Source organism: Ferranicluibacter rubi, assembly GCF_011603255.1.
Classification (GTDB): Bacteria; Pseudomonadota; Alphaproteobacteria; order Rhizobiales; family Rhizobiaceae; genus Ferranicluibacter; species Ferranicluibacter rubi.
Window position 1 is genome coordinate 24,023 of record NZ_JAANCM010000008.1, and the last position, 26,147, is coordinate 50,169.

Here is a 26,147-nt window from a genome sequence, read left to right on the forward strand (position 1 = left end):
GCCGGTCCAACATGACGGGAGACGTTGCGTGACCTTTGCCGGCTCCAACGGCGAACAGGCGGCAGTTCAGAACCGCGCGACGATCCTCAGCGACATCTATCGCGGGGCGCCGATCTCGCGCACGGAGCTGGCGCAGCGATCGCGGCTGACGAAGCAGACCGTGACCCGCATCGTCGATCGCCTGCTCGACGAAGGCCTCGTGATGGAGGCGCGGCGGCGGCAGGGGCTGCGCGGGCAACCGGCCATCGAACTGGAGATCGATCCCGAAGGCGTCTTCTCGATCGGCGCCAACATCGATCGCGACCACCTGACCGTCGTCGCCGTGGATGCGACCGGTGCCGTCCGGGGGCGCATCCATCACGAAATGCGTTTCATGATGCCGGAGACCTTCGTCGCGCTGATGGGCGATGCCCTTTCGTCTTTCCTCCGGCGCAAGGTGATCCAGGAACCGCGTCTTGCCGGCATCGGCCTTGCCATTCCCGACTGGCTGGGCGAGGTGCCCGTGATCGGCCGGCCGGAAACCTACAGCCGCTGGAGCGGCTTCGACGTGCGGGGCGCCCTTGCCGGGATTACCAGCCATCCCGTCTTCATCGACAACGACGCCAATGCCGCCGCGCTTGGCGAGATCGAATACGGCTTCGGAACGGAGATCAGCAGTTTCTTCTACATTTTCGTCAATGCGTGCCTGGGCGGCAGCCTCGTGATCGATGGTATGCGTCACAAGGGCGCAAGCGGCCTTGGCGGCGAAATCGGCTGGCTACCGGTCGTTATCGAGAACGGTCCGGCTGCCGGCAAGACACAGCCTCTCGGTGAGATGTTTTCGCTGTTCATCCTCTACGATCACCTCAAACAACACGGCATTCGCGTCTCGACGCCGGCCGAACTGGCTGCCTTGACGGGGGAGGCACGAGGACTGGTCAGCGCTTGGCTACAGGCGATCAGCATCACGCTCGCCGAAGCCATCATCGATATCGGGATGATCGTTGATCCTGATGGCGTGCTGATCGGCGGCCGACTGCCGGTGCGGATGATCGACGAGCTTCTGGTCTTTACGCGCGAGGAAATCCTTCGCCGCGGCATCACACCGCCTTCCCTGCACCGGGCGGCAGGCTCCGAAGACGCGGCGGCGCTGGGCGCTGCGACCATGCTGCTCGCCCACAGGCTCTGCCTGCCGACGGCCGAGGCGGCCCAACGGGAACGCGTGCCGCTTTCCGCCCGCGACGGCGCCGTCATCCCGTCCGCGGCAGCAGCAACTCCATCAGTGGCGTCATCGCCGCCCCGATGACGATACCGCGACCTCCCAGCGTGGCACGCCGGATCGGCGGAATCCACAGAGCGGCGACGAAGGTGCTTGCCTGATCGTTGCGTTGATCCTGCATGCGCGCGATGAGACTGTCGAGGACCGGCTCGGGCAGCGTGCCACCGAGAAGAAGGGCGCCCGGTGAAACGAAGCCAGCGATCGCGACCACAGCATCGAGCAGCCGGTCAGCCGCAGTCTCGGTCCAGGCGGCAAGGGCCGAAGGTCCGGCCTCGAGAGCGCAGAGATAGGCGCCGCGATTGGCGACTTCCGTGAGGCTCGGATGCAGACGGCCCGGACGCATCTCGCCGATCTGCCCCGCACGTCCGTTCATGCCGCGAAAGGTATTGCCGCCGATGAAGAGCCCGGCGCGTACGGTGTCGTCGATCAGTATCACCACCAGCCCGCCTTCCGGCTCGCCAAGCCCCAGCAGGCGCTCTCCGGTGAGGCACGCCTCCGTATCCGGCATGAGGAAGACGGGTCGGCCCGGCAGCAGATGCTTGATGCTATCCCCTTGAGGCGTGCATCCCGGCGCGAAGGCCATTCCGACGCCAAGCGGTATCCGGGTGCTCACGGCGCCGAGCATGGACGCAAGTGCATCCGGAAGGCGCTTTTCAACATCCATGCCCTGAAGTTCTGCCCGGGCAACGACCGTGCCGAAAAGATCGACAAGCGCCATCTCAAGCGTTTCTGCGGAAAGGCTGATACCCAAACCCAAAGCACCTTCCGCCTGAAGCGCGAATTCTGCGGCATGGTAGCGTCCGGTGCCGGAGCGCTTGCGTTTCAGCACTAGTCCTTGGGCATCGAGCCGGCTCATGATGCCTGTCACCGCCGGCTCGGTCAGGCCGAGGCGATCCGAGAGTTCCTGCCGTGTCAACGGCCCGAATGTCCTGATGAGGCTGAGCGCCACGCGGGAATTATGGTCTGCAATGTCGCCCGGGCTCATGCCGGGACCGGACGCACCCGCCGATGAGGCCTTCGTCTCGCGCCGTGCAAGCCGCTGCCCCGGCCTCATGCCTGTCGCCTTTCGCTGTCATGGAAGAGCGCCGAGCGACAAAGGGATTTCGCCACTAGACCTCTGCCGATAACGTGTTCAGGCATCTCATCCATGTCTCTCTAAGCCGGACAGCGTCTGTTCCCGGGCTCATAGCGCAGAGTTTCCTCGAAACCGGATCGTTTCTTCCGTAACGAACCTGCAACGTTCCGAACCTTCCGGCAAGGGATGACGAGATTTTTCCCGGAGATGAGATGGAAACATGGTGGGACTCTGAGGACGGAAAGTACCAACTGTCTTGCTGTTTCCTGTCTGTCAGACCGGGCGTCGAGAGCCGACAGGTTTGGCTCGCATGGCGACCGGATGAAACCCTTGACTCGCTTGCTGCAGTGCAGCAATATTTCCTTTGCTGCTGTGTAGAGCACGATGGAGGATGGCCGTGGCTTTCTCGGAGGTTCACAAGCGGGAATTCATCGACGAGACATTCCGGCTGCTGTCGGGCACGATGCGTGCGAGCCGGCTGGTCTTCTATTCCGTCGATGAACAGAAGAACCTCCACAATTTCGTCTGCTCGCGCGTGCCGTCGGATTTCCTGAAGATCTATATTCGCGAGATGCACGCCCACGATCCGCTATCCCCGTCATCCTGCTGATCGTGGGACAGGAAAAGTCGATATCGGCGAAAAGCCTGCCGAAGAGCGGCGCCGTCAATGGCCTGATCATCGACGGAGACGCCACCGAGACGCTCGCTGCGCTCGGTTGACGAGAATAAGCGCAATTCCGGTGGCAGGGCTCTGACCCAGCGGATGTCGAAACCCAGGTATACCACCGGGGCCCTGAGCTGATGAGCGAACCGGTTACCCCGCTTCACGTCCGATGCGGTGGTATGCGCGTCTGTAGTAGATCAGCGGGATGTCGCCGTCCGTTTCGTGGATGCCGATGACCGTGCAGAACAGGACCTGATGGGTGCCGATATCGACGCTCTCGTTCACCGAGCAGTCGAAGGAGACGAGGGCGTCTGCGAGGATCGGCGCGCCCGTCTCGCCTTCCTGCCAAGTGGCTGCAGCGAAGCGCTCCTCCACGGGTGTCTTGCCGCCGAAGAGGGCGGACAGCTGTTCGTGATGGCCGGCCAGCGTGTTGACGCAGAGCGTGCGGTTGGCGGTGAAGGTTTCAAAGACCGAGCTTGAGCGCTTGAGGCAGACGAGAAGCGTTGGCGGCGTATCGGTGACGCTGCAGACGGCGGAAGCCGCGAAGCCCGCCTTGCCGGCCGGTCCATCCGTCGTAATGATGTTGACGGCGGCGCCGAGCCTCGACATGGCATTGCGAAAGGCATCGCGGTCGATAGGAGCGGGTTCGCTCAGGGCCTCATCGACGAAGGGCATTGCAGGCATGGTCTTTCCTCTCGCTGTTCTGGTTCGACCTTAGGCAGCCTCGTGGCGGGAGAACCCGGCCGAAAACGGGCCAAGGGCCAGCGCCTGCTCGATATGCAGGGCCAGCGATGCCGCACGCCGCTCCTGCCAGGGCGGCGCGACGATCTGCAGTCCGACGGGCAAACCCGCGCGGCTGCGGGCCACCGGCAGCGTCACGACGGGCAGGCCGAGAAACGAGAACGGGCGCGTGAAGGCCGTCATGGCGCTGATAATGCGGTTCATGGTGGCACCCGCGCCGACGTCCACTTCGCTTGCTAAGGGCGGGAGGAAGGGCATGGTCGGCACGATCAGAAGGTCGCACGCGGAAAAGACCGTGCGCAGCATCTCTTCCAGCATGATGACGCGGATCTGCAGCGCACGCAGATAGACCGGCGCCGGAATGGCAATCGCCTGGGCAAGCCGCATCCGCACCTGCGGACCGAAATCCTCCGGCCGGCGGCGCAAGGCGTCGAAGTGAACGGCGCCGGCCTCGCTCATCGCGACGACATTGGCAAGCTCCGCGACGTGCGAAAGGTCGGGCGGCAGAACCGGTTCGACCGAACGGCAGACGGGACGAAGAAGACGGGCCATGTCCTCCATCGCCGTTGCGACGTCTCCGGAAAGGGCGTCTGCAAAGACGCCGCCGCCGAGGCCGATGCGCATCGTGGCGATCTCGGTTGTCAGTGCTGCAGGCGTCGGAATGTTGCAACAGGTCGGGTCCCGGCCGTCGACACCGCTGATCAGCTGCAACAGGAGATAGGCATCCTCGACGGTGCGGGCGAGCGGGCCGATGCAATCCTGCGAAAAGGACAGCGGCATGGCGCCGTGGCGACTGACGCGACCCTGGGTCGGCTTGATGCCGACGACGCCGCAACAGGCGGCGGGCAGGCGAATGGAACCGCCCGTGTCGGAGCCGAGCGCTGCAAGAACGACACCGCCGCCGACCGCCGCGCCGGAGCCGCTGGACGAACCCGCCGTGATGCGGGCGGGATCGACCGGATTGATCGCGCGGCCATGATGCGCGTTGTGGCCGGTCGGTCCCATGGCGAATTCCGACATGTTGAGACGACCGATCTGCAGGGCGCCGGCGCTCTCCAGACGCTGAATGACCGTGGAGGTCTCCGCCGCCACATGATCCGCGCGGATTTTCGAGCCGCAACCGGTGATCTTCGCCGCGCGGTCAAACATGTCCTTGTGCGCCAGGGGGACGCCGTGCAGCACCCCGAGCGGCAGCCCGCGGGACCGCGCCTCGTCTGCGGCCTGTGCCGCGTCGAGAGCCGCATCGCGCTCGATCTCGATGAAGGCGTTCAGATGCGGCTGCGAACGGTCTGCCCGCTCCAAGGCGTCCGTGGTCATTTCAACGGACGAGATCCGGCCGGTCGCAATGGCGTCGGCCGCCTCCCGCAGGGTTTTGGGATCAGTGCGGCTCATGCTGTGCCTCCCGCAAGGCTTGTTCGAAATGGGCAGGCTCGACGGCAAAGAGCGCACCGGTGCGCCCGGCCGGATGTGCGGCGACATGCGTGGCGGCGCGTTCGGCCTGTCCCGTCATCGCCGTCAGTTCGGCCTCGTTCGCGTCGCGATCGAGGAACTGGCGGGAGAGGGCTGCGAAAAGACCACGATCCATGGAAGGCTCCTCAGCTGAAATCCTGCGGCTGGCGATTGCGCACCAGTTGCGAAAGGGCGACGGCGATGACGAGCGCGCCGCCGTAGAACAGGTTCTGCACGTAGGCGTCTGCGCCCAGCATGGTGAGCCCGGTGATCCCCGTGACGAGGAAGTAGACGGCGATGACGGCCCCGAAGGCGTTGAACCTGCCGGGCGAGATGGTGGTGGCGCCGAGAAAGGCGGCGGCAAAGGCCGGCAGCAACAGGCTGAGGCCGGAGAGCGGATCGGCCGAGCCGGTCATGCCGGCATAGAGCACGCCGGCAAAGGCGGAGATCAGGCCTGACACCATGAAGGAAACCGCCCGGACGCGGTCGACCGCGATACCATTCAATCGCGACACCTCGCGGCCGCGGCCGACGAACAGCAGCTTGCGGCCGGGAATGGTGAATTCCAGCACGTACCAGAGGATGCCGGCGAGGATGAGCGCGTAAAAGAAGGCGAGTGGGATGCCGAGAAAACGGTTGATGATCACCCAGCCGACGAGGTCCATCGAGACGCCGGAAATCGTCTGCGACTGGCTGATCCACAGGATCAGGCCGTTGACGAATGTGCCGATGCCGAGCGTGACGATGAGCGAATGGATGCGGAAATAGAGGACGAAGACGGCATTGACCGCGCCGATGACGGCGCCGCTGGCAAGGGCGACCAGTATGACCGGCGCGATCGGCCAGCCCTCCCGCACATTGAGGACGGCAATGAGCATCGAGCTCATGGTGAGGACCGAGGCGCCGGAGAGATCGAAATCGCCGGAGGTGAGCGGAACCAACAGGGCCAGCGTGAGGACGACGAGAACTGCCTGCGAGCCGAACATCGTGGAGAAATTGCGCCAGCTGAGAAAAGAGTCCGGCATCAGAATGCCGAAGATGACGATGAGCAGCATCCAGGCACCGAGCAGCGCGAAACGCTCGGTCTCAGCCTTCCAGTCGAGCGGGCGGCGCTTCGGCTTGGCGGGGCCGGCCTTAGTGGAGGTCTCGGGCGTGGAGAGGTCGATGGTCGTCATTGCGCGGCCTCCGCTGCGGTTGTCTCGCCATGGAAGCAGGCTTCGGCGATCGATTTCCGGGTGATGTCTGTGCCGATAAGCTCTGCGACCGGCCGCCCGCGGGCAAAGACGATGATGCGGTCGCAGATCTGTTCGAGCTGCTCGTTATCGGTTGAGGCGCAAAGAACCGCGGTGCCCTGTTCGCTCGCGCGGTGCAGCGCCTCGAAGATCTGCTGGCGCGCGCCGAAGTCCACGCCCTGCGTGGGTTCGTCCAGCATCAGCAGTGTCGGCTTCGTCTGCAGCCATTTGGCCAGCAGAACCTTCTGCTGGTTGCCACCGGAAAGCGCGCCGAGATTGAGATCGGGCCTCGCTGGGCGCACGTCGTAGTCCGTCGACAGTGCGGCCGCATGCTGGCGCATGCCGCGCCGATCGAGACCAAGGCCGAGCGCCGAGAGGTGATCGGCCAGCACCGGCAGGGTGATGTTGTCGGTGATGGGCAGCGATCCGATGCCGGCGGCTCCCAGCCTGTCGCCGGGCAGAAAGGCGATGCCGAGGGACTGGGCCCGTTGCGGTGTCATGCGCGCGAGATCGACCTCCTGGCCGCCGATCCGGATGCGGCCTGCGCCACGACGGGCGCCGTAGAGCATGTAGGGAACGGCGGCGAAGCCCGAGCCGATCAGACCGGTGATGCCCAAGGTCTCGCCCGGGCGGATGTCCACATCGAAGCCGGGGCGACGGCCGTCTGTCAGGTCGCGCACGATGACGGCGGGGGCACCGACGCTCGTCTTTCGGGTCTTCTCGAAGGCGTCGACCCGTAACCCGACGATCGTGTCGAGGATGGCTTGCCGGCCGGTCGTCTGCGTGTCGAGGATGGCGACCAGCTTGCCGTCGCGCAGGATGGCGACCCGGTCGGTGATATCCCGGACCTCATCAATATCATGGGTGACGATGACGACGGAGGCCCCGGTCCGCACGATCGAGCGGATGAGGGCGAAGAGCCGTTCGACATCCTGCGCCGGCAGGAAGGGCGTGGGTTCGTCGAGCACGAGGATGCCCTCGCCGCCATAGCCGGCATCGGAGGCACGAAGGTCGTCGAAGGCCCGCACGATCGCGACGAAGGCCCGCTCCACCGGTGGCAGGCTGGCGACAGTTGCGAACGGATCGATGGTAAGGCCGAACTCGGCAAAGAGCGCGCCGACGCGGGCGGCTTCCTTCTTCCAGGACACGCGCCACGGCGTCTTCTGGCCCAGCGCCGTCACCCGCATGTTCTCGACCACGGTCAGCGACGGCACGAGGCTGAGATGCTGGTGCACGAAGGCAACGCCACGCTTCTTGATGGCCATCGGATCGAGCGGCAGCGGCATCGTCTCGCCCCACAACACGATCTCGCTGCCGCCCTCCGGCTGGTGGAAACCGGCGAGCACCTTGATCAACGTCGACTTGCCGGAGCCGTTCTGTCCTAGCAGGCCGAACACCTCGCCGCGGCGGATCGACAGCGTCACGCCATCGAGCGCGTAGTGGCTGCCAAAGCGCATGCGGATGTCCGACATGCGAAGGACGTCTTTACCCGTCGTTGCGTCAGGTGCGGGCATGTCGGATGCGGGCATGGGCGACGTCCTGAGGTTTGCGGTCCGGGCGGGCTTTCTCAGTTCAGCTTCCACAGCTTGCGGAAACCGCCGAGATAGGCATCGCCATAGCCGTCGTTGAAATTGGCGGGGATGCCGGCGGTCTTCACGTTCTTCTCGTCGAACACGAGCAGGGGCACGTTGAGCTTGGCGACGGTGGGCAGTCCGCAGGTCATGCGCATGATGTTGTCGATGGCGGCGTAGCCGGCCCAGCCGAGGCTTTCGCCGATGTCCATGTCCACCTGGCCCTCGCGCAACATGTCGAGCACGAAGGGCGTGCCGTTGAAGCTCGCAATCTTGACCGCGCCTTCCGACCCGGTGATGCGCAGGGCAGGGAAGACGAACTGCGACATGGAGTCGTAGATCGGCAGGACGAAATTGATGCCGGGATCGGAGATCAGCGCCGATTGCACGCCGGGCTGGATCTTCGTCGCCCATTCGGACACAGGCACATCGAGATGCTTCTGCGTGCAGTCCGGGCAGAGTGCCGTGAGTTCGCTCTGGATCGCCTTGACGAAGGGAATGGAGGGCAGAACGTCGGACGAGCCGACGATCAGCACGTTCGGCTTGCCCTTGGTCTTCACATAGGCCCAGGCGGCCAGCAGCTTGCCGGCGCCGGAAAAATCGACCTTGGCGGAATAGTCCACGCCGGCGAACTGCTCCTGCGTGACGTCGTAGAGATGCGTCGTGCTGATCTTAAGGCCGGCCGCGTGTGCTTCGGAAAGTTGCGGGCCGAGCACTTCAGGATTGAGGCCGCCGGCAATGTCGAGCGCATCGTATTTTTGGCTGATAGCCTGCGAAACGCCCTGGATCCACTGATCGACCTTCAGCTGGTTGTCCCAGGTCGTGTAGGTGAAGCCGATCTCGGCAGCCGCCGAGGCCATCGCCTTCTGCAGTTCGACATTGAACGGAATGGTCATGGAAATCGGGATTGACAGGACCTTCTTGTCCTTCATGCAGGCCTTGGCATCGAAGGCTTCGCCCGGCGCTGCGAAAACAGGCATCTTCTCATGCTCGGCGATGATGGCCTTCGCATCCGCCATGGGGTCGGCCATGGCCGGCGCGGTCATTCCGTAGGTGCAAACGGCCAAAAAGGCGCCGGTGAGAAGCTTCTGCATGTATCCCCTTTTCCGGCTCTTCAGTGCGAGCCCCATGGTCTGCCTGAACGAAAGTCGTAGGGATAATGTACGTACTTATTCGGTCGGCCGTCAACCGTATTTGCCTAAAAAAGTTTCCTGCATATAAACTGTGCAATTCTGCTCCACGGACATGCAGGCCGCTCTTTCCTTGGTCAGGAGGGGTGTCGTGCGGCATAGACATGCAACGCCGGAAAATGACCTTCGCACCATAGCGAAGGTCGGTTTGTCCGTACATTTCATGTCTGTTATGTCAGTTGGTTGCGCGGTGGGCCTGCCAGGCGACCAGCATGCCGCCGAACCCGAACATCGAGAACGTAAGGAAGCTTGCGCCGTAGTGGCCGATGAGAGCGTAGAGCATGGCAAAGCTCGATGGACCCACGATGACTCCGATGAAGGTGTAGACGAGAACACCGCCGGTTATCGCGCCGACCCGGGCATCCGGCGCGTTGCGCGCGACTTCGGCCAGCAGCACGCCGTTCCACCCGATGGTCACGCCGCCCATGGCGACGAACAGCGCGATCTGGGCGATGGCCGGCATGTCTGGCAGCCAGAAGAGACCGGCATATCCAAGCCCGCCCAGAAGCCCGAGCAGCGCCAGGGTGAGAAAGCCGCCACCAATCCGATCTGCGACGACGCCCCAGAAGATGCGGCCGAACGCACCGGCAAACTGCATGGCGGCCGCCACCGAGCCGGCGGCGAGCACGGACCATCCGGCATCGTGGACGAGCGTGACCACGGCAAAGGCCGAGACCGACAGCTGCATGGCGGAGTAGGCAAAGCCAAGCGCGCTCAACGCGCGCAATTTCGGGTTTCTCCAGATGATCGTCTGCTCGTCCAGGAAACCGCGGCGAAACGAGGTGGGCGTGCGGGATGCGACAGGTTCCGCCGCATGCGTCGCCATCATCAGCAGCGAGACGAGAAATGGAAGTGCTGCGCCGACCAGGAGCGCCGCATGCCAGCCGAGCCTGGCGGACAGATAGGGGAAAAGGAAGCTGGCCAGGATGCCGCCGAGCGGGACGCCACTCTGCTTCAGCGAGAAGACGATGTTGCGGCGGGCTGCCGGGGTGACGCGGCTCAGCATTTCTGATGCTGCGGGATTGTTGAGCCCGTAGCCGATGCCGATCAACAGTGAGCCGATGACGATCAGGCTAATCATGGCGGTGGCGATGCCGATGCAGCCGAAGATGAAGCAGCCGAGCGCCGCCTGTTCGATCCGCACCGGCCCAAAGCGCTGGACCAGCGTGCCGGCGACCGCGGACGAAATCATGCCGGAGGCATAGATGAGGCTGATCTGGTAGCCGATCCAATGGGCTCCGATGCCGAGATCCAGAGCCACGAGCGGCGCGATTGCGGTCAGGGCAAGCACGCTGGCCGTTGCGACGATCTGCACGAGGGTGGCGACGGTCAGCGTTTGGAGGAGGGACGAGGCGCGCTGCGGCTCGGCCGCTTCTGCCAGCATGTCGGACATGGAAGGACTTTCAACAGGAATGGTAACGCATATGAATTGTATATGTCCGTACTAATTGATTTCCTCTTTCTCGGCAACGAGGAACGTTACCTTTTCGCTATGCTGGATTTCGTTTGCCTCCCGTGGTGAAAACGGGTGAAGAAGACGCTGAGCGGGAGGCGAGCGAGACGGATGGACAAAGCGCCAATGGCGACACGGGATGAGGGCGAACCGACGAAGGTTGCGATCGATGCCGCGGACTGGAGGCCCGAACTCGTCACAGCGCCGCTCTATATGCAGGTGGCTCACCATCTCGAAGCGCGCATTCGGCGGGGCGAATTTCCGGTCGGCTCGCTCCTGCCGACGGAAAACGAGCTGGCCGCCTCACTGGGTGTGAGCCGGCAGACCGTCCGCCAGGCCATCGGCACATTGCGCGCGAGCGGACAGCTTTCCGCCCGCAAGGGTGTCGGTACGCGCGTCGAGGCAGGGTCCAACTTCGACGGGAAGCGCTTCATCGCGCATTCGCGGTCCGAGCTGTTTGAGATTGCCAGCCAGACCGAATTCGTCATTACCCACAAAGAAGAGATATCGGCGCAGGGACGGCTGGCCGTGGAGCTCGGCTGCCGGCCCGGCCGCAAGTTCCTGCATATGAGCGGGGTGCGCTACCCGGCGACCCGGCAGAAGCCGTATTCGTGGAACGAGGTCTATATAGATGCGCGTCTGGCGCCTGCCGTGCGCGATCTCGAGGTCGCAAAATCCGCGATCTTCCATCTGATCGAGGATTATACCGGCGAGAAGATCCAGGAAATTCAGCAGGACATCAAGCCGCTCATCCTCACGGCCGAGATCGCGGCGCAGATCGACAGCAAGGCCGGCGATCTCGCCCTTCAGGTGACGCGCCGCTATTTCAGCGCCGGCCGCCGCCTGATCGAGTACGCATTCCAGATTCTGCCCGCCGACCGATTCACCTATTCGACGACGCTGCGCGCCGGAAGCTGATCGGCTACAGCGAACGCCCGGCGCCGCCGCCTAGGCGCGTCCGGTAGCCTCCATTCCATGAGCAAATTTTCGCCATTCTCTCCAGTGGCCGCATCTCCTCGCGCGAAAGCGACGGCGATGACCAGCGTCGCGGCAATGCGAAAATGCATTTGCCCAAATAATACTCACGCATAAATATACAGCAATTTTGCGCTGGACAGGTCTCACGAATTTTGCATTAGTTCGTACATACTGCACGTCTCCTGCTTCTCTCGATCCTGCAAAGGAGTATCTCCATGGACATTGGCGTCTTCATTCCGATTGGAAACAATGGCTGGCTGATTTCGACGGAATCGCCGCAATACATGCCGAGCTTCGAGCTCAACAAGCAGGTGGTACAGAAGGCGGAGGCCTACGGGCTGGATTTCGCCCTGTCGATGATCAAGCTGCGCGGCTTCGGCGGCAAGGCCGAGTTCTGGGACTACAATCTCGAATCCTTCACGCTCATGGCAAGCCTTGCCGCGGTCACCAGCAAGATCAAGCTCTTTGCCTCGACGGCCGTTCTCACCTTGCCGCCGGCTCTCGTCGCCCGTATGGCGAGCACGATCGACAGCGTCGCGCCGGGCCGCTTCGGCATCAACATCGTCTCCGGCTGGCAGATGGCCGAATACGACCAGATGGGCATGTGGCCGGGGGATGCCTATTTCGGCTATCGCTACGACTACGCCAGCGAATACGTCCACATCATGAAGGAGCTGTGGGAAACGGGCGAATGCACCTTCTCCGGCAAGCATTTCACCATGAACGACTGCCGGATGAAGCCGTCGCCACAGGGGAAGATCGAGATCGTCGCGGCCGGCCAGAGCCCGCGCGGCATGGCGTTCGCGGCTGAATATGCCGATTACAACTTCGTCATGGGTGCCGGGATCAATACGCCGAAAGCCTATGCGCCGAACAACACGACATTGGTCGAGGCGGCGGCAAAGACCGGCCGCGACGTGGGCGCCTACGTGCTCTTCATGGTGATCGCCGATGAAACGGACGAGCTTGCCAAGGCGAAGTGGGAGAAATATCGCGCCGGTGCCGACGTGGACGCCCTTGCCTGGATGGCGGATCAGGGCGGACGGGACCAGACGGCGGACCCGAACTCGACGGCCAAGCACATCAATCTCCCCGAAGGCGCCGTCAACTTCAACATGGGCACCCTCGTCGGCTCCTATGCCAGCGTGGCGCGAATGCTGGACGAAGCTGGCGACGTGCCCGGCACCAAAGGCATCATGCTGACCTTCGACGATTTCCTCGTCGGTCTCGACCAGTTCGGCGAGCGTATCCAGCCCTTGATGCAGACCCGCGCGACTGCAACGGCTATCGCCGCGGAATGAGCGGCATGGCCGTGCTTCAGCAGATACCGGCGCCGGAGACGCTCGATCCCGCAGGCATGCGGGATCCGACGCGCGCCGACGCGCCCTTTCGGACAGTGCCCGCTGCCGCGCCGCTGGCGGGACAGGATCTGTTCGTCCTGGTGAACGAACCCCAGCGGTCTCGCGAAGGCCGTCCGGTGCGAGCTTCGGTTTCCGTCCGTCATGCCGGCGTCGGGGATCTCCTGCACGCCTATGCCGCGGGCACGACAACCCCGTCCGATGTCTTGTCCGCCCTCCGGATCGCGATCGACGAGGATGCATCCGGGCGCGATGCGATCCTCGCCCGCGTGCCGGGAGCGGACGAGGCCGCAGCGGAGAGCACCCGGCGATGGCAGGCGGGAACCGCGCGACCGCTCGAAGGCATCCCGTTCGGCATCAAGGATATCATCGACGTCGCGGAGACCCGGGTCACGTCCGGCTCGATGTTCACCGGCGACAGGATCGCCTTGGACGACGCTCCGGTGGTCGCAGCACTTCGTGCAGCCGGCGCCATCCCCTTCGTCATGACGGCAACGACCGAATTTGCCACCGGATCCCCTTTCAATCCGCGCTATGGCGCGGTCGCCAATCCCTGGGACGCGACCCGCTGGACAGGTGGCTCCTCGACCGGCTCCGGTGCCGCCCTTGCCGCGCGGCTCCTGCCGCTGGCGCTTGGCACCGATACGGGTGGCTCGATCCGCGTTCCCTCCTGCTGGTGCGGCACGACGGGCCTGAAACCGAGCCGCGAGCGCGTGTCGCGCGCGGGCGTCGCACCACTCTCCTGGACGCTCGATCATGTCGGCCCCATGGCGAGAAGCGCTGCGGACATCGCCGCGAGCTTTCCCGTCATGACCGCACTGTTCGACGCCGGTCTGAGCGCAGAGTGCGAAGGCCTCCGTCATGGCCCAGCCGATGTCGCCGGCCTGCGGATCGGCGTTCCCTGTGGCTGGTTCACGGACCAGGTGTCGTCCGATGTTCTTTCCAACTGGCGGTCGGCGCTGACCGTCTTCGAGACGCTCGGCTGCCAACTGGTGCCGATGCCGCAGATCGACGTCGAGCCTTTGCACAAAGCGGGGTGGACGATCCTGCTGTCGGAGCTTGCGACCTACCACGAGGAGCGGATCGACCGGGCCGCGCTGTTCGATGTGGGCCTCGTGCATCGGCTGCGGCAGGGCATGGAGATCCGCGCTTCGGACTACGGACGCGCGCTGCAGATGAGGCTTCAGGCGCAGGAGACGGTTATGGCGGCGATGGCCGGCATGGACCTCATGATCACGCCGGGTCTGGGCGGCGAGGCCGGACGGCTCGACACGCTGACGGTGGATGTCGATGGCCGGAACGTGCCCTTCCAGGACATCATCTCCCGGAACACCATGCTTTTCGATCTCACCGGCTTTCCGGCGCTGATGCTCCCCTCCGGTCTCGGACAACACGGCCTTCCCACGGGTATCCAGATTGTCGGGCGGCCGATGGATGACGGCCTCTGCCTGCGCGCCGGTGTCGCCTTTCAGGCGACGACCAGCCATCACAGGGCGTTGCCTCCTCGACTGGAAGTGCCCGCATGATGCCCTTTGACGAAGGGATGGCAACGCACGGAGCAACCACGATGTCCGCCGACGATCTGCTCGATAACTACCGGAATGCCTATGACAACAGGATCGGCTTCGGACGGAAGCCGGCCTTGGTCTTGGTCGATTTCGTCCAAGCCTATTTCGAACCGGAAAGCCCGCTTTATGCCGGGGTCGATGCTGCACTGGCAAGCGCGCTACGCATTCGCGAACGCGCCCGGTCGAAAGGCATTCCCGTCATTCTGACCGGTGTCGTTCTTCACCCGAGCGGCGCCGATGGCGGCCGGTTCTTCCAGAAAGCCAAGCCGCTGGCCTGCTTCACCGCCGGAAACCCGCTCGGCCGCTGGCCGAACGGGCTCGTGCCCGAAAGCGACGAATTCATCGTCACCAAGCAGTATCCAAGCGCCTTCTTCGGCACCTCACTGGCACCACTTCTGACGTCTATGGGCGTCGATAACGTTGTGCTCACGGGATTGACAACCAGCGGCTGCGTCCGCGCATCCTGCGTCGATGCCATGTCGCACGGGTTCATCACGACCGTGGTCCGCGACGCCTGCGGCGACCGCCACCCCGCACCCCACGAGGCCAACCTTTTCGACATGAACGCAAAATACGCCGATGTCGTCTCCGAAGCGGACATTCTTGCGCATTTCGACGGTCTTTCGTGAGAAGGGCTTCTACTGGGGGAAACCACCGGTCCTCCGCCAAGCTGACATCGTGATCGCGGTGGGGAAAGTGCGGATTCGAACTTCTGCAGCCGCGACAGAGCGAGGAAAACGCGAACCAGATCCCACGACACTATCTCCGGCACGGCGTACCCCTTTCGAGCAGGGCGATCTTGGAACCGAAGTCATCGGCGGCGACGCCGTATAGCGGTGGCTGTCCGTGATGTCTGATGGTCGCGGTGTCCGGAGGCAAGCAGCGTGACTGGGCGCAGATGCTCCGGTCTTCGGCCCGGTTACGCCGCCATCGTCGTTGTACCGTAGGTGATGCCCTTCTCCTTCAGCCAGCGGCGATAGGCAATGGACGAGGCGTCGGCGCGCGTCGGGATCTCCGCGCGGGGCTCCATCGGCAAAAGGAGAGGACGCTGGTTCTCGAGGATGATCCGGTCCTGCAGGAAGATCAGTTGCTGGAACTGCACAAGCTCGGTGGTGGTCGAGACGTCGTCGATCAGGAACATCACCGGATGGGCGATGCAGCGGTCGGGATCGAGCGGCTGAACGAACAGGCAGATCACGTCCCAGCGGTTGGCGGCATTCGGGCAGGTCTTGTAAAGCAGCGTCGCAAACGGGGTCATGACCCGGTAGATATAGTCGGTCATGATGCCGGATGTCGCAGACAGCGCTGCCTGCGGCTGGAAGAACTGGCAGTTGGTCGCCCAGACCTCGTCCACGTCGCGGCGGATTTCGGCATTGTAATGCAGCACCTCCGTGTGCGGTTCGGCGCCGAGAATATCGGTGTGGACGAAGGGAAAATGCGCCATGTCGAGGAAGTTTTCCACGATGCGCAAGCCGGAGGCGTGCACCGCCACGGTGCCGCAATTGACCACGCGCCGGTCGGCCTCGTCGGCCTCGGGCAGCGAGAACAGCCCGCCGGCCGGGGTGCCGGGCGTCGCCCAGAGCAGGCCGAAGCGGCGGATCGTCGGCAGTGGATCGTTGCGCCCCTCCGCCATGACGGTGATGGTGCCATCGCCTGTGCGCCTGACCGAGAGCTCCGTGCCGAGAAGCCGGGTCGTGGTCGTGCCGCAGGGCAGGTCCGCCTCGGTCGCCAGCGGATACCATTGATCGAGCGCGGCCTTGTCCGAACAGGTGTTCATGCGACGCCTCCTATTGGTCGTGGATCCGGTTCATCACGGTCTGATGCCCGGCCGTCCGTCTGTTTGCAGGCACTATAGCCTGAACCGCCTGCGCGCGAACAGCGCCGCTGACGGTCGCGAGAGGGGCGATGTGTTTCACGCGCGGCATGGACATGAGCGGTCTCCGGTCAGCGAACGTCGCGATAATAGGGCAGGCCGAGGGCGGCGGGGGCGGCCATGATGCGGCGCATGCGCTGGAAGGCGAGCACCGGCACGATGATGAAGGCCACGGTGCCGAGATAGGGCAGCATGGAGAGAAAGGCGGGCGCGACCGGCCAGCCGCGCGCCTGCCCGACGAAGCCGAGCGCGGTGATGAAGCCGAACAGGAGGCCCGACAGCACGGCCGGGATCGGCCGGTAGCCCGCAAAGATCACCAGCGCCACGGCGATCCAGCCGCGACCGGCTACCACGCCGTCCGACCAGGAGGGCACGAAGGTCAGGGTCAGATAAGCTCCGGCGCCCGCCGCGAGCGCCGAGCCGGCGGTGACATAGGCAAAGCGGATCAGCGTTACGGGAATGCCTGCCGCATCGGCCGCCGCCGGGTTCTCGCCGACGGCGCGCAGGTTCAGCCCGTGGCGAGTCCGGAACATCAGGATCGACAGCCCGACCGGCAGGATGATGTAGATCAGGTAGACGAGGATGTTTTGCGAGAAGAACGCCTTGCCGAGAACGGGGAGGGTGCTGAGGATCGGCACCTCGACGCCCGGGAAGACGGCGCGGGCCGGCATGCCGGAATAGGCACGGCCGATGGTGGAGGCAAGACCGCTGCCCATCAGCGTCAGCGCCAGCCCGCACAGCACCTGGTTGGCGCGCAGGATCACGGTCGCAAAAGCAAACACCATGCCGAACAGCGCGCCGACGGCCAGCGCCGCCAGAAAGCCGATGCTGGGCGAGGGCACGGCGGCGACGGTGGCAATCGCGGTCAGCGCGCCCATCGCCATCAGACCCTCGACGCCCAGGTTGACGACGCCGACCCGCTCGGCCAGCACTTCGCCGAGGGCAGCTAGGGCCAGCACGCCGCCTGCAAGGAAGGCTGTGGTAAAGAGGCCGGTGAGAAGATCCATCGTCTGCTCCTTCACGCCTTGTCGCGCGTGATGCGATAATGGGCGAGTTCGTCGCCGATGGCGGTGAGAAACAGAATGAGCCCGGTAATGGCCAGCACCGCCGAGGTCGTCAGCCCCTGCGTCTGCAGGATGATGCCGGAGTTGAGGATGAAGGCCATCAGCGCGGCCGAAAAGATGACACCGATGGCCGAGGAGCGTGCGAGCACCGCGACCATGATGCCGAGATAGCCGTAATTGTTGGAAATGCCGCCCTGCAGCCGGTGAACGGTGCCTGCCACCTCCAGCATGCCGGCCAGGCCGGCGATCGCGCCCGACAGCAGCATGACCGCGATCAGGTGCCGGCGCACCGGGATCCCCGCATATTTTGCCGCCGACGGATTGGAGCCGACGAGGCGCACCTCATAGCCCCAGCGCGAAAAGGCGAGACACAGGCCGACCGCGACGGCGACCAGAACCGCGATCGGCAGGCCCCAGTGAACCGAGCCCCAGAATTCGGGGATTTCAGCGGACATGCGCGGCGTTGCGGAATTGGCGGTGCGGTCGCGCCAGACGCTGGTGGAGACGTAGAAGACGAGGAGGATGGCGACGAAGTTGAGGAGCAGCGTGGTGATCAGCTCGTTGACATTGGCATAGGCGCGGGCAAGCGTCGGGATCAGGATCCACAGCGCGCCGCCCAGCAACCCCGCCGCGAACATGGCGGGAAGGATGAAGGCCGGCGGGCCGGGCACGAACAGGCCGACCACCGCCGCCCCGAAGGCGCCGGCATAGAACTGGCCCTCGGCGCCGATATTCCAGGCGCCGATCTGTTGAGCGACGGCGACCGACAGGCCGGTCAGGATCAGCGGCGTGACCAGCAGCGCCAGATCCTCCAGGCCGAAGCTGGAGCTGAAGCTCGCAGAGATCACCTGCCAGCCGAGGTCGAGCGGATCGGCCCCGGTCGCTGCCAGAATGAGACCGGCGACGGCGAGGGCCAGCAGGATGGCGGCAGCACGCGCCGCAAAGGCGACGCCGGACGAGGCGGAGGGGATGCGCTGGAAGCGGAAGGTGGCCATGTCAGGCGGCTCCGGAGATGCGCATTCGGCCGCCCATCATCAGGCCGATCTCGTCGATATCGGTCCTGTCGTTGTCGAGGATGCCCATGATCTTTCCCTCGTAGAGAACGGCGATGCGGTCCGACAGGTTGAGCAGCTCTTCCAGCTCTTCGGAGATGAGGACGATGCCGGCGCCGGCATCGCGCAGCTCGACGATGTAGCGCAGCATCGTGTTGATCGCGCCGACGTCGAGGCCGCGGCTCGGATAGGCGGCAACGAGCACCTTGCTGGCGATGCGGATCTCGCGTCGCGCCACCAGCCGCTGCTGGTTGCCGCCGGAAAGATTTCGCACCGGCATGCCGAAATCCGGAATGGTGACCTCGGCGGCGGCCGCGATCTCGCGGGCGAGCGCCGTGGCCGCGGTGGGCCGGTAGATGCCGCCCTGCGAGACCGGCGGTCGCCTGTATTCCCGCATCACGGCGTTGACGGTGATGCTAAGCGCGGGCGCAAGGCCGCTGTGCAGCCGGTCTTCGGGAATGTGGCCGATCCCGCTTTCGGCAAAGGCGGCGGGATCGCTCGCGGCAACCTCTCGGCCCTCGATCAGGATGCGCCCGGCGCTGGCAGGACGGATCCCGGTCAGCACCTGGCTCAGCTCGCGCTGCCCGTTGCCCGCGACACCCGCGATGCCGACGATCTCGCCGGCGCGGATGTCGAGCGAAATGCCGCTCAGCGCCAGATGGCCGCCATCGCCGAGGGCCGACACGTTTTCGAGGCTCACCACCGGAGTTGCCGACACCGGGCGGGCGCCCGGCGCCCGCTGGCGCATGTCGGCGAGCACGATATCGCGCCCGACCATGCGCCGCGCCAGCAGGCGGGGCGTGCAGTCGGCTGTGTTTTCGGTGGCGATCTTGCGGCCGCCGCGCAGGATCGAGACGCGGTCGGAGATCTCCAGCACCTCGTCCAGCTTGTGGCTGATGAAGATCACGGCATTGCCGGCGGCGGCGAACACCCGCAGCGCCTTGAACAGTTCGCGCGCTTCGGCCGGCGTCAGCACCGCCGTGGGTTCGTCGAGGATCAGCACGCGGGCATCGCGGGCGAGCACCCGCAGGATTTCCACGCGTTGCTGCTCGCCGGTCGAAAGGTCGCTGACCCGTGCGCCGGGGCGGGTCGCCAGGTTGAACCGGGCGGCGAGCGCCTGCGTGCGCGCTTCCAGAACATGGGTGGAGGCGCGGCGCGGCGTGTCCGACCAGCCGAGATGGATGTTTTCGGCCACCGTGAAGGCCTGAACCAGTTTGAAATGCTGGTGAACCATGCCGATGCCGGCCGCGATCGCCTGTACCGGCGTCGAGAACTGCTTCGCATAGCCGTCGATGATGATCTCGCCGGCATCCGGCTGGTAGATGCCGGTGAGGATGTTCATCAGTGTCGACTTGCCGGCGCCGTTCTCCCCGAGCAGCGCATGGATCTCGCCCGGCATGACCTCCAGATGGACATTCTCGTTGGCGACGACGCCCGGAAAATACTTGGCGATCCCCCTCAACTGCACGAGAGGCGGCGTGCCGGGAGCGGGTTGGAAACGGGGTGCGTGAGGGGATGTCGACAGGGCCAGGGACCTTGTGGGCTGTGATGGTGGACGCGGGAACGCTTCGGCTCAGGCAAGGCGGGCGGGGCCGGGTTTCGACCCGCCCCTTCCGAACCGCCTGTCGAGAAGCATTGGGGCGGGGTCTTCACATGATGCGGATCTTAAGAGGTCAGCCCCGAAACGCCCTCGACGGACCAGTCCCAATTGTACAGTTCCAGTTCGGTCATCTTCTGCCCGGCGGCGACGCGGACCGTGCCGGTGGCATCCTTGATCTCGCCCTCGAACGGCGACCAGCCCGAAAGGATCTTGTCGCGCACGGCGTCGGCGGCCTTGCCGACATCGGTCGGCACTTTCTCGCCCCATGCGTCGCGATCGACGCCGGCACCCATGGCCAGCAGCGTCTCGCTCGGCGTCCAAGTGCCTGCCAATCGCTTGCCGACCTGATCGACATAGAATTTCTTGAAGTCGATGATGACAGAGGAGACGTATGAATTGGGGCCGTAGCGGCGGATGTCGGTGTTCCACATCGCGGCCCAGACGCCGCGCTTTTCGGCGACCTGCAGGTAGCCGGCCTCGTCCATGATGCCGAACAGGAAGTCGCAGCCATTGTCGATCAGCGCCGTGCCGGCCTGGGTCGCGGCCTGCGGATCGAACCAGGAATTGATGACGATGGTCTGCAGCGTCGCCTGGGGATTGACGGTGCGCGCACCCATCAGGAAGGCGTTGGTGGAGGCGTAGACGGAGGCCACGGGGAAGGACGCGACATAGCCGAGCTTGCCGGTCTTCGACAGGTGGCCTGCCGCCACGCCCAGCACATAGGTCGGATACCAGTGGGCAAGGTAGTACCAGCCCAGATTGTCCATGGTGATATGGCCGTTGCATTCCAGGAAGGCGACGTCCGTGGCGCGTTTGACCACCTCGTGCAGGAAGTCGCCGTTCGACGAGGTGTCGAAGATCAGGTTGGCGCCTTCCGAAACGAACTGCCGATAGGTGCGCGTCGCATCGGCGGAATAGGGAATGTTCTCGACTTCGAGTATCTTCTTGAGCTTCGGATAGGCTTCCTTGACGGCCAGCAGGCCCTGATGGTGCGACCAGGTCCAGCCCTCGTCGGAAATGGGGCCGACATGGCCGAAGCCGATCACAGCGTCTTCTTCGGCAATGGCCGGAAGCGCGGTCGCCGCCAGCGCCTGGCGGGCAAGGCCGGCCGGTAGCATCAGCGAGGCCGCTCCGACCGCGCTCATATTCAAGAAGCCGCGGCGGGAAAGTGTACGCAGGTCGATCATGGCATCCCCTTCAGGTCGTTCTCCCGAGCGACGTCGCGCCCTAGCCTTGTTTTCAAGCAACTTGCGTGCCAGTTGGCGACTGCTCGCGGATCCCGCACTCGCAATGCGCCGGCCGACACGGGAAATCCGGGGGAACGGCAGGGACCTGACGCAGGTTTTCGCAGCCCCGTCGTGCCGCAAAGCCTTTTGGCGGCTGAAATCGGTCCTCGGGTGGCAGGGGTTGTTCGGTATTTCCGAAATTTTCCCGCAACGGCGATGTGCAAAAGGCAACACAGGATCAAAGTGTGTGGCTTGAATACCGTGACAAAAAATGCCTAGAATGCCCAAAAGAAAGACGTGCAAGTTTTTTATGCAGTCTGGCGAATTTGAGGGCTCCGGGGATTGGTTTTGCAAGGGATGGGCCGCCGATGTCGGAGATGAGCACTGCGGCGCGGTTCACGTTTCGCGGGCGGATGGTGTGCGGAAGTTTCACCGAATTCGCGCTGCACCGCGCCCGGCGGCTGGATATCGAGATCGATGTCGGCGCCTGCGATGCGGATGCGGCCACCTTCCGCGTCCGGGGTCAGGACGACCTTGTCGATGCCTTCGAAATGGCCTGCAGCCTCGGGCCCGAGGATTGCATCGTCCTCGATGTCGAACGGAGTTGAGCGCATGAACGGGAGCGGGACATGAGACTGGAAGAGGGGTGGGTGCCGGTCGCCCTGTCGTCGTCGATCGAGGCGGGAACCTCGGCAGGCGCCGTCGTCTCGGGCAGCGAGATCGTCGTGTGGCGCGACACCGGCGGCACGGCGCATGTCTGGGAGGATCGCTGCCCGCATCGCGGCATGCGTCTGTCGTTCGGCTTCGTGCGCGGCGACCACATCGCCTGTCTTTATCACGGCTGGCAGTACGACGCGGCCGGCCAGTGTCGCTACATCCCGGCGCATCCGAAGCTTGATGTGCCGCAGACCATCAAGGTGCCGCTCTACCGGGTCGCGGAAAAATACGGCATCGTCTGGGCGACCGCCTCTGCGGATGCGCTTCTGCCGGATTTCGGGGCGGATACCGGCTTTACCCCGGTGCGTAGCGTCTCGATCGACTGTGCGGCGTTCGCTGTCCAGACAGAGCTGGGGCTCGAAGGTCCGGCGGCGGTGATCACAGTGGATGGAGACACGCTGCTGGTGGCTGTGCAGGCGGTCACTTCTGACCGCACGTGCGCGCATCTCGTCCTCCTCGGCGCGGAGCCCCACCCGGTCGCGCGGCAGAAGCATCATGCGCGCTGGGCGGAGGCGTTGCGCTTCCGGCTGGAAACCACGAGCGAGGTGGCCTGATGGCGCAGCCGACACTCTACCATTACGAACTGGACGAGGCGAGCTATCGCGTCCGCCTGCTGCTGTCGCTGCTCCGGTGCAACGTCGATCCGGTCGCAGTCGATATGTTTCCGGGGCAGGAGCAGTTGAAGCCGGCCATGCTGGCGCTCAATCCGCAGGGCACGCTCCCGGTTCTCAAACACGACGGCCTCGTTCTGCACGGTACGGCGGCGATCCTGATGTATCTGGCCAAGGCCTACGACCCGGCGGGCCGTTTTCTGCCGGAGGCGCCGGCCGAATTCGGCGCCGTCGTCACGTGGCTCGGCTTTTCCGAAATCGCACTCGCACCGGCGTTCCAGGCGCGACTGAACGCGATGTTCGCCGCCCCCGGCGATGCGGACGCCTTGCGTAGACGGGCACGCGCGGCGTTCCGCACCATGGACGACCACATGACGCTGCGGCATTTCGACGGGCAGGACTGGTTCTGCGGCGACGGGGCGACCCTCGCCGACCTTGCCCTTTTTCCCTCTTTCGCACTCAGTCGCGATTACGGCGTCGATCACGACGCGTTCCCCGCCTTGCGCCGCTGGATCCGCCGCGTCCGCGCGCTCGACGGCTTCATCACGATGCCGGGCATCCCGGATTATCATTAGGGCTGGACGATCGGGAGGATCGGCCGGTTCTGCGGGAGAAAAGACAGACAGACCAACCCGTCACGCTCATCTCAACCCATCCCCGGAGATCGCCATGCAGCCTCTCACCCGCTTTTCCGTCCAGCCGCTCTCCACAATGACGCGCAGGCTTGCCGATGTCGCGTCCGGGCGCCGCGATCCCGACCTCGTCATCGGGGACGCGCGGGTACTCTCCACCTATTCCGAGCGGATCCTGCCCGAGCGGGAGATCTGGATTTCGGGCGGACGCATCGCCGCCGTCAAACCCGCGGGAAGCCACAAGGGCGGGGCGAAGCGTTACGATGCGCGGGGCGGGATTCTCGCGCCGGGGCTGGTCGATCCGCATATCCATATCGAATCCAGCATGGTGACGGCCTGCGCCTATGCCGAGGCCGCCCTTCTCAACGGCACGACGACGATCTTCTGCGACAGCCACGAGATCGGTAATGTAATGGACGTGGCGGGTGTGGAGGCGATGCTGGAGGATGCGCGCCATGCGCCATTGTCGATCTTCCTTACCGTTCCGAGCACGGTTCCCGCCACCTCGCCCGAACTTGAAACCGCCGGCGGCGATCTGACGCCAGGCAAGATCGCCGCGCTGTTCGATGCGTGGCCGGAAGCCGTGGCTCTCGGCGAGAAGATGGATTTCGTTCCCGTCGCCATGGGCGACGAGCGCGCCCATGCCATCCTGGCGGCGGCGCTCTCGCGCGGCCGGCCGGTCTCCGGCCATGTCTATGGCCGCGAATTCGTCGCCGCCTATGCCGCCTCCGGCGTCACCGACACCCACGAAGCCATCGACCGGGAGATCGCCGACGACCTGCTGGAGGCCGGTATCTGGCTGTTCCTGCGTGGCGGCCCGCCGACGACCGCCTGGCATTCCCTGCCGCATGCGATCCGGACGATCACTGAGCTTGGCGCGTCCCACAAACGTGTTGCTGTCTGCACCGACGACCGCGATGCGGACGACCTCCTGTTCTTCGGGCTCGACTGGGTGGTGCGCGAGGCGGTGAAGGCCGGCATGACGCCCGAACAGGCCTGGTCGATGGGCTCGCTGCATGGCGCCACCCGCTTCGGCATGGATGGCGAGATCGGCGGCATGGGCGGCGGGCGCCGCGCCGATCTCGTGCTTCTGAGCGACGATCTCTCCCCGGTCAGCACCTGGTATGGCGGCGAACTGGTGGTCGATCAGCGGAAGATCACCCCCGTGCTGGAGGAGACCCTGTCCCGTCCCTACCGCTATCCGGACGCCGCCTATAGCACCGTGAAACTGCCCAAGGGCCTGAAGCTCACGCCCGATCTGCCGACCGAGACGGTGATCGCCCACACGATCCGCACAGAGCTGCCCGGCATCATGCTCGGCCATGTGCCCGTCGTGCTCGAACCCGCCAACGACTGGCAGACCCACTTCGACCGCCATGGCCTCTGCTTCGTGACCGTGGTGGAGCGGCACGGCAAATCGGACGGCAATGTCGGCCATGGCCTGCTCAGCAATTTCAGCCTCAAGCGTGGCGCGGTCGCCTCCTCGGTCGGCCATGACAGCCACAACATCATCGTTGCCGGTGCCAGCGAGGCCGACATGCAGGTGGCGCTGGACGCGATCGAGGCGGTGCAGGGCGGCGTCTGCGTCGTCATGGACGGGGTGGTGACCGCGATGGTGGAACTGCCGATCGCGGGGCTTCTCTCCGACAAGCGCGTCCATGCGGTGGCGGAAGAGGTGAAACGTCTGAAAATCGAATGGGAGAAGGCCGGCTGCACCATTCCTTATATGGGTTTCAACCTCATCCCCCTGTCGGTCATTCCGGAAATCCGCATCACCGATAAGGGCAATGTGCTGGTGCCGCAGATGGCGCTGCAGCCTCTGTTCGAGCCGGTCTGATGGACCCCTACCGGCTGGGCCTCGTCGCCATCCGCATCCATTATTTCCAGCTGGTGGCACGGCTGGGCTCGATGCGGCAGGCCGCCCAGATGCTCAATGTCGCGCCCTCCTCGGTCAGCCGCATCATCAAGCAGCTGGAAGAGGAACTCGGCCTGCCGCTGTTCGAGCGGGTGCGCCAGCGGCTGAAGCTGACGAGCGCCGGCGAGCTGATGCTCTACCATGCCCGCCAGAGCTTTTCCGAGCTCGACCGCGCCTGCAACGAGATCAACGAGCTGCATGGCCTGCACCGCGGCACGGTGTCGGTGGCGATTATCGAAAGCGTGTCGCGCGGGCTGATGCCGGAGGCGCTCGAGGCCTTCTGGCGATCGCATCCCGGCATCGCCGTCGATGTGCGGGTGATGAGTTCCCAGCAGGTGGCCAATGCCGTAGCCGAAGGCGAATGCGATCTCGGCCTCGTCTTCGACATCCGGGTGCCGCGCAATGTGCGACGCATCGGCATGGTGTCGCTGCCGCTCGGCGTGGTCACCCGGCCCAACCACCGGCTGGCCGGGAAGGCCGACCTGCGCATGTCGGACCTCGCCGGCGAGCGCGTCATCCTGTCGGATGCGAGCCTGACGCTCGGCGCCTGGGTGGAGGAGGCCTTCGGGCGCACCTTTGCCGAGTTGAACCAGCGCGCCCGCACCAATTCCATCGCGCTGATGACGGACCTTGCCAAGCGCGATCTCGGGCTCGTGCTCCAGACCCGCGTCGGCATCGAGCAGGATATCGCCGAGGGCACCTTGGGCTTCGTGCCTCTGCGCGATCCGAAGCTCTCGCTGCGCAAGCTCATGCTGCTCTCGCGCACCGAAAAGGAAATGTCGCCGGCCTCCTCTGCGCTCGGCCGCGTGCTCGGAGGACATCTCGACCGCCTGCGCGACGCCACCGGGGAAGCGGGCTGAGGTGTTGCGCTGAGCGCACCGCTTCGTAACGAAATCATGGACTATTCGGAACACTGCGTT

24 protein-coding genes are annotated in these 26,147 nt (G+C 64.8%); 11 read left to right on the forward strand and 13 right to left on the reverse strand.

All coding sequences use genetic code 11. From position 1 onward, the window contains the following. The first annotated feature begins 28 nt into the window (after positions 1-28). On the forward strand, positions 29-1,285 hold the full coding sequence (locus G8E10_RS15745) for an ROK family transcriptional regulator (RefSeq protein WP_110801447.1): 1,257 nt from the start codon (positions 29-31) through the stop codon (positions 1,283-1,285). On the opposite strand, the gene G8E10_RS15750 is transcribed toward G8E10_RS15745, so the two are convergent. After that, complete coding sequence (locus G8E10_RS15750; RefSeq protein WP_110801446.1) at positions 1,230-2,312, reverse strand: ROK family transcriptional regulator; 1,083 nt, start codon at positions 2,310-2,312, stop codon at positions 1,230-1,232. The genes G8E10_RS15745 and G8E10_RS15750 overlap by 56 nt on opposite strands. 418 nt (positions 2,313-2,730) lie before the next feature. Between G8E10_RS15750 and G8E10_RS15755 the strand changes: the two genes are divergently transcribed. Next, positions 2,731-2,943 carry a hypothetical protein gene (locus tag G8E10_RS15755; RefSeq protein ID WP_132664930.1) on the forward strand — a complete coding sequence of 71 codons (213 nt, stop codon included), beginning with the start codon at positions 2,731-2,733 and terminating at the stop codon, positions 2,941-2,943. Positions 2,944-3,147: 204 nt separating this feature from the next. On the opposite strand, the gene rutF is transcribed toward G8E10_RS15755, so the two are convergent. The 7 genes from rutF to G8E10_RS15795 all read right to left on the reverse strand — a co-directional run bounded on the left by rutF (position 3,148) and on the right by G8E10_RS15795 (position 10,573). Continuing rightward, entirely contained in the window at positions 3,148-3,681 is a 534-nt protein-coding gene (rutF, locus tag G8E10_RS15765; RefSeq protein WP_207901515.1) for an NADH-dependent FMN reductase RutF, read from the reverse strand. A 30-nt stretch (positions 3,682-3,711) separates the two neighbouring features. Beyond that, positions 3,712-5,130, reverse strand: a complete 1,419-nt coding sequence (locus tag G8E10_RS15770) for an amidase (RefSeq protein ID WP_165929833.1) — start codon at positions 5,128-5,130, stop codon at positions 3,712-3,714. Beyond that, on the reverse strand, positions 5,117-5,323 hold the full coding sequence (locus G8E10_RS15775) for a hypothetical protein (RefSeq protein WP_132713212.1): 207 nt from the start codon (positions 5,321-5,323) through the stop codon (positions 5,117-5,119). Before G8E10_RS15775 ends, G8E10_RS15770 begins: the two co-directional genes overlap by 14 nt. A gap of 10 nt (positions 5,324-5,333) precedes the next feature. After that, positions 5,334-6,362 carry an ABC transporter permease gene (locus G8E10_RS15780; protein ID WP_110801442.1) on the reverse strand — a complete coding sequence of 343 codons (1,029 nt, stop codon included), beginning with the start codon at positions 6,360-6,362 and terminating at the stop codon, positions 5,334-5,336. Further along, a complete protein-coding gene (locus G8E10_RS15785) occupies positions 6,359-7,948 on the reverse strand; it encodes a sugar ABC transporter ATP-binding protein (RefSeq protein ID WP_110801441.1) in 1,590 nt (529 codons plus the stop codon). Before G8E10_RS15785 ends, G8E10_RS15780 begins: the two co-directional genes overlap by 4 nt. A gap of 38 nt (positions 7,949-7,986) precedes the next feature. Further along, complete coding sequence (locus G8E10_RS15790) at positions 7,987-9,084, reverse strand: sugar ABC transporter substrate-binding protein (protein ID WP_167129985.1); 1,098 nt, start codon at positions 9,082-9,084, stop codon at positions 7,987-7,989. Positions 9,085-9,355: 271 nt separating this feature from the next. Then, on the reverse strand, positions 9,356-10,573 hold the full coding sequence (locus tag G8E10_RS15795; RefSeq protein ID WP_110801439.1) for an MFS transporter: 1,218 nt from the start codon (positions 10,571-10,573) through the stop codon (positions 9,356-9,358). A 171-nt stretch (positions 10,574-10,744) separates the two neighbouring features. Here G8E10_RS15795 and G8E10_RS15800 point away from each other — a divergent pair, with 171 nt between their 5' ends. The 4 genes from G8E10_RS15800 to G8E10_RS15815 all read left to right on the forward strand — a co-directional run bounded on the left by G8E10_RS15800 (position 10,745) and on the right by G8E10_RS15815 (position 15,166). After that, positions 10,745-11,551 (forward strand): GntR family transcriptional regulator, encoded by an 807-nt coding sequence (locus G8E10_RS15800; RefSeq protein WP_110801438.1) that lies wholly within the window; start codon positions 10,745-10,747, stop codon positions 11,549-11,551. 275 nt (positions 11,552-11,826) lie between these two features. Beyond that, the gene (gene rutA, locus G8E10_RS15805) at positions 11,827-12,912 is read left to right on the forward strand and encodes a pyrimidine utilization protein A (protein ID WP_110801437.1); all 1,086 of its coding nucleotides are present in this window, start codon (positions 11,827-11,829) and stop codon (positions 12,910-12,912) included. Positions 12,913-12,917: 5 nt separating this feature from the next. Continuing rightward, positions 12,918-14,495, forward strand: a complete 1,578-nt coding sequence (locus G8E10_RS15810) for an amidase (protein WP_165910697.1) — start codon at positions 12,918-12,920, stop codon at positions 14,493-14,495. Positions 14,496-14,536: 41 nt separating this feature from the next. Next, positions 14,537-15,166, forward strand: a complete 630-nt coding sequence (locus G8E10_RS15815; protein WP_110801485.1) for an isochorismatase family protein — start codon at positions 14,537-14,539, stop codon at positions 15,164-15,166. A gap of 290 nt (positions 15,167-15,456) precedes the next feature. On the opposite strand, the gene G8E10_RS15820 is transcribed toward G8E10_RS15815, so the two are convergent. The 5 genes from G8E10_RS15820 to G8E10_RS15840 all read right to left on the reverse strand — a co-directional run bounded on the left by G8E10_RS15820 (position 15,457) and on the right by G8E10_RS15840 (position 21,313). After that, the gene (locus G8E10_RS15820) at positions 15,457-16,314 is read right to left on the reverse strand and encodes an aromatic ring-hydroxylating oxygenase subunit alpha (protein WP_110801435.1); all 858 of its coding nucleotides are present in this window, start codon (positions 16,312-16,314) and stop codon (positions 15,457-15,459) included. Positions 16,315-16,481: 167 nt separating this feature from the next. Then, on the reverse strand, positions 16,482-17,417 hold the full coding sequence (locus tag G8E10_RS15825) for an ABC transporter permease (RefSeq protein ID WP_110801484.1): 936 nt from the start codon (positions 17,415-17,417) through the stop codon (positions 16,482-16,484). Positions 17,418-17,428: 11 nt separating this feature from the next. Next, complete coding sequence (locus tag G8E10_RS15830) at positions 17,429-18,469, reverse strand: ABC transporter permease (protein ID WP_110801434.1); 1,041 nt, start codon at positions 18,467-18,469, stop codon at positions 17,429-17,431. Position 18,470: 1 nt separating this feature from the next. Further along, positions 18,471-19,994, reverse strand: a complete 1,524-nt coding sequence (locus G8E10_RS15835) for an ABC transporter ATP-binding protein (RefSeq protein ID WP_181425228.1) — start codon at positions 19,992-19,994, stop codon at positions 18,471-18,473. A gap of 197 nt (positions 19,995-20,191) precedes the next feature. Beyond that, positions 20,192-21,313 carry a BMP family ABC transporter substrate-binding protein gene (locus tag G8E10_RS15840; protein ID WP_110801432.1) on the reverse strand — a complete coding sequence of 374 codons (1,122 nt, stop codon included), beginning with the start codon at positions 21,311-21,313 and terminating at the stop codon, positions 20,192-20,194. Between the two features lie 407 nt (positions 21,314-21,720). On the opposite strand from G8E10_RS15840, the gene G8E10_RS15845 reads away from it, so the two are divergent. The 5 genes from G8E10_RS15845 (at position 21,721) to G8E10_RS15865 (ending at position 26,087) form a co-directional block, all read left to right on the forward strand. Beyond that, on the forward strand, positions 21,721-21,960 hold the full coding sequence (locus G8E10_RS15845; RefSeq protein WP_245420119.1) for a hypothetical protein: 240 nt from the start codon (positions 21,721-21,723) through the stop codon (positions 21,958-21,960). A gap of 21 nt (positions 21,961-21,981) precedes the next feature. Beyond that, complete coding sequence (locus tag G8E10_RS15850) at positions 21,982-22,623, forward strand: Rieske (2Fe-2S) protein (RefSeq protein WP_110801431.1); 642 nt, start codon at positions 21,982-21,984, stop codon at positions 22,621-22,623. Beyond that, complete coding sequence (locus G8E10_RS15855; protein WP_110801430.1) at positions 22,623-23,255, forward strand: glutathione S-transferase family protein; 633 nt, start codon at positions 22,623-22,625, stop codon at positions 23,253-23,255. The genes G8E10_RS15850 and G8E10_RS15855 overlap by 1 nt, the downstream gene beginning before the upstream one ends. A gap of 94 nt (positions 23,256-23,349) precedes the next feature. After that, positions 23,350-25,149: an adenine deaminase C-terminal domain-containing protein gene (locus tag G8E10_RS15860; protein WP_167129986.1), complete on the forward strand. Its 1,800-nt coding sequence runs from the start codon at positions 23,350-23,352 to the stop codon at positions 25,147-25,149. Continuing rightward, complete coding sequence (locus tag G8E10_RS15865; RefSeq protein WP_110801428.1) at positions 25,149-26,087, forward strand: LysR family transcriptional regulator; 939 nt, start codon at positions 25,149-25,151, stop codon at positions 26,085-26,087. Before G8E10_RS15860 ends, G8E10_RS15865 begins: the two co-directional genes overlap by 1 nt. Positions 26,088-26,147: the final 60 nt, after the last annotated feature.

Coding starts and splice junctions, on each gene's coding strand:
- G8E10_RS15750 (WP_110801446.1), bottom strand. CDS start 2,312: ATGAGGCCGGGGCAGCGGCTTGCACGGCGCGAGACGAAGGCCTCATCG.
- rutF (WP_207901515.1), bottom strand. CDS start 3,681: ATGCCTGCAATGCCCTTCGTCGATGAGGCCCTGAGCGAACCCGCTCCT.
- G8E10_RS15770 (WP_165929833.1), bottom strand. CDS start 5,130: ATGAGCCGCACTGATCCCAAAACCCTGCGGGAGGCGGCCGACGCCATT.
- G8E10_RS15775 (WP_132713212.1), bottom strand. CDS start 5,323: ATGGATCGTGGTCTTTTCGCAGCCCTCTCCCGCCAGTTCCTCGATCGC.
- G8E10_RS15780 (WP_110801442.1), bottom strand. CDS start 6,362: ATGACGACCATCGACCTCTCCACGCCCGAGACCTCCACTAAGGCCGGC.
- G8E10_RS15785 (WP_110801441.1), bottom strand. CDS start 7,948: ATGCCCGCATCCGACATGCCCGCACCTGACGCAACGACGGGTAAAGAC.
- G8E10_RS15790 (WP_167129985.1), bottom strand. CDS start 9,084: ATGCAGAAGCTTCTCACCGGCGCCTTTTTGGCCGTTTGCACCTACGGA.
- G8E10_RS15795 (WP_110801439.1), bottom strand. CDS start 10,573: ATGTCCGACATGCTGGCAGAAGCGGCCGAGCCGCAGCGCGCCTCGTCC.
- G8E10_RS15800 (WP_110801438.1), top strand. CDS start 10,745: ATGGACAAAGCGCCAATGGCGACACGGGATGAGGGCGAACCGACGAAG.
- rutA (WP_110801437.1), top strand. CDS start 11,827: ATGGACATTGGCGTCTTCATTCCGATTGGAAACAATGGCTGGCTGATT.
- G8E10_RS15810 (WP_165910697.1), top strand. CDS start 12,918: ATGGCCGTGCTTCAGCAGATACCGGCGCCGGAGACGCTCGATCCCGCA.
- G8E10_RS15815 (WP_110801485.1), top strand. CDS start 14,537: ATGTCCGCCGACGATCTGCTCGATAACTACCGGAATGCCTATGACAAC.
- G8E10_RS15820 (WP_110801435.1), bottom strand. CDS start 16,314: ATGAACACCTGTTCGGACAAGGCCGCGCTCGATCAATGGTATCCGCTG.
- G8E10_RS15825 (WP_110801484.1), bottom strand. CDS start 17,417: ATGGATCTTCTCACCGGCCTCTTTACCACAGCCTTCCTTGCAGGCGGC.
- G8E10_RS15830 (WP_110801434.1), bottom strand. CDS start 18,469: ATGGCCACCTTCCGCTTCCAGCGCATCCCCTCCGCCTCGTCCGGCGTC.
- G8E10_RS15840 (WP_110801432.1), bottom strand. CDS start 21,313: ATGATCGACCTGCGTACACTTTCCCGCCGCGGCTTCTTGAATATGAGC.
- G8E10_RS15845 (WP_245420119.1), top strand. CDS start 21,721: ATGTCGGAGATGAGCACTGCGGCGCGGTTCACGTTTCGCGGGCGGATG.
- G8E10_RS15850 (WP_110801431.1), top strand. CDS start 21,982: ATGAGACTGGAAGAGGGGTGGGTGCCGGTCGCCCTGTCGTCGTCGATC.
- G8E10_RS15855 (WP_110801430.1), top strand. CDS start 22,623: ATGGCGCAGCCGACACTCTACCATTACGAACTGGACGAGGCGAGCTAT.
- G8E10_RS15860 (WP_167129986.1), top strand. CDS start 23,350: ATGCAGCCTCTCACCCGCTTTTCCGTCCAGCCGCTCTCCACAATGACG.
- G8E10_RS15865 (WP_110801428.1), top strand. CDS start 25,149: ATGGACCCCTACCGGCTGGGCCTCGTCGCCATCCGCATCCATTATTTC.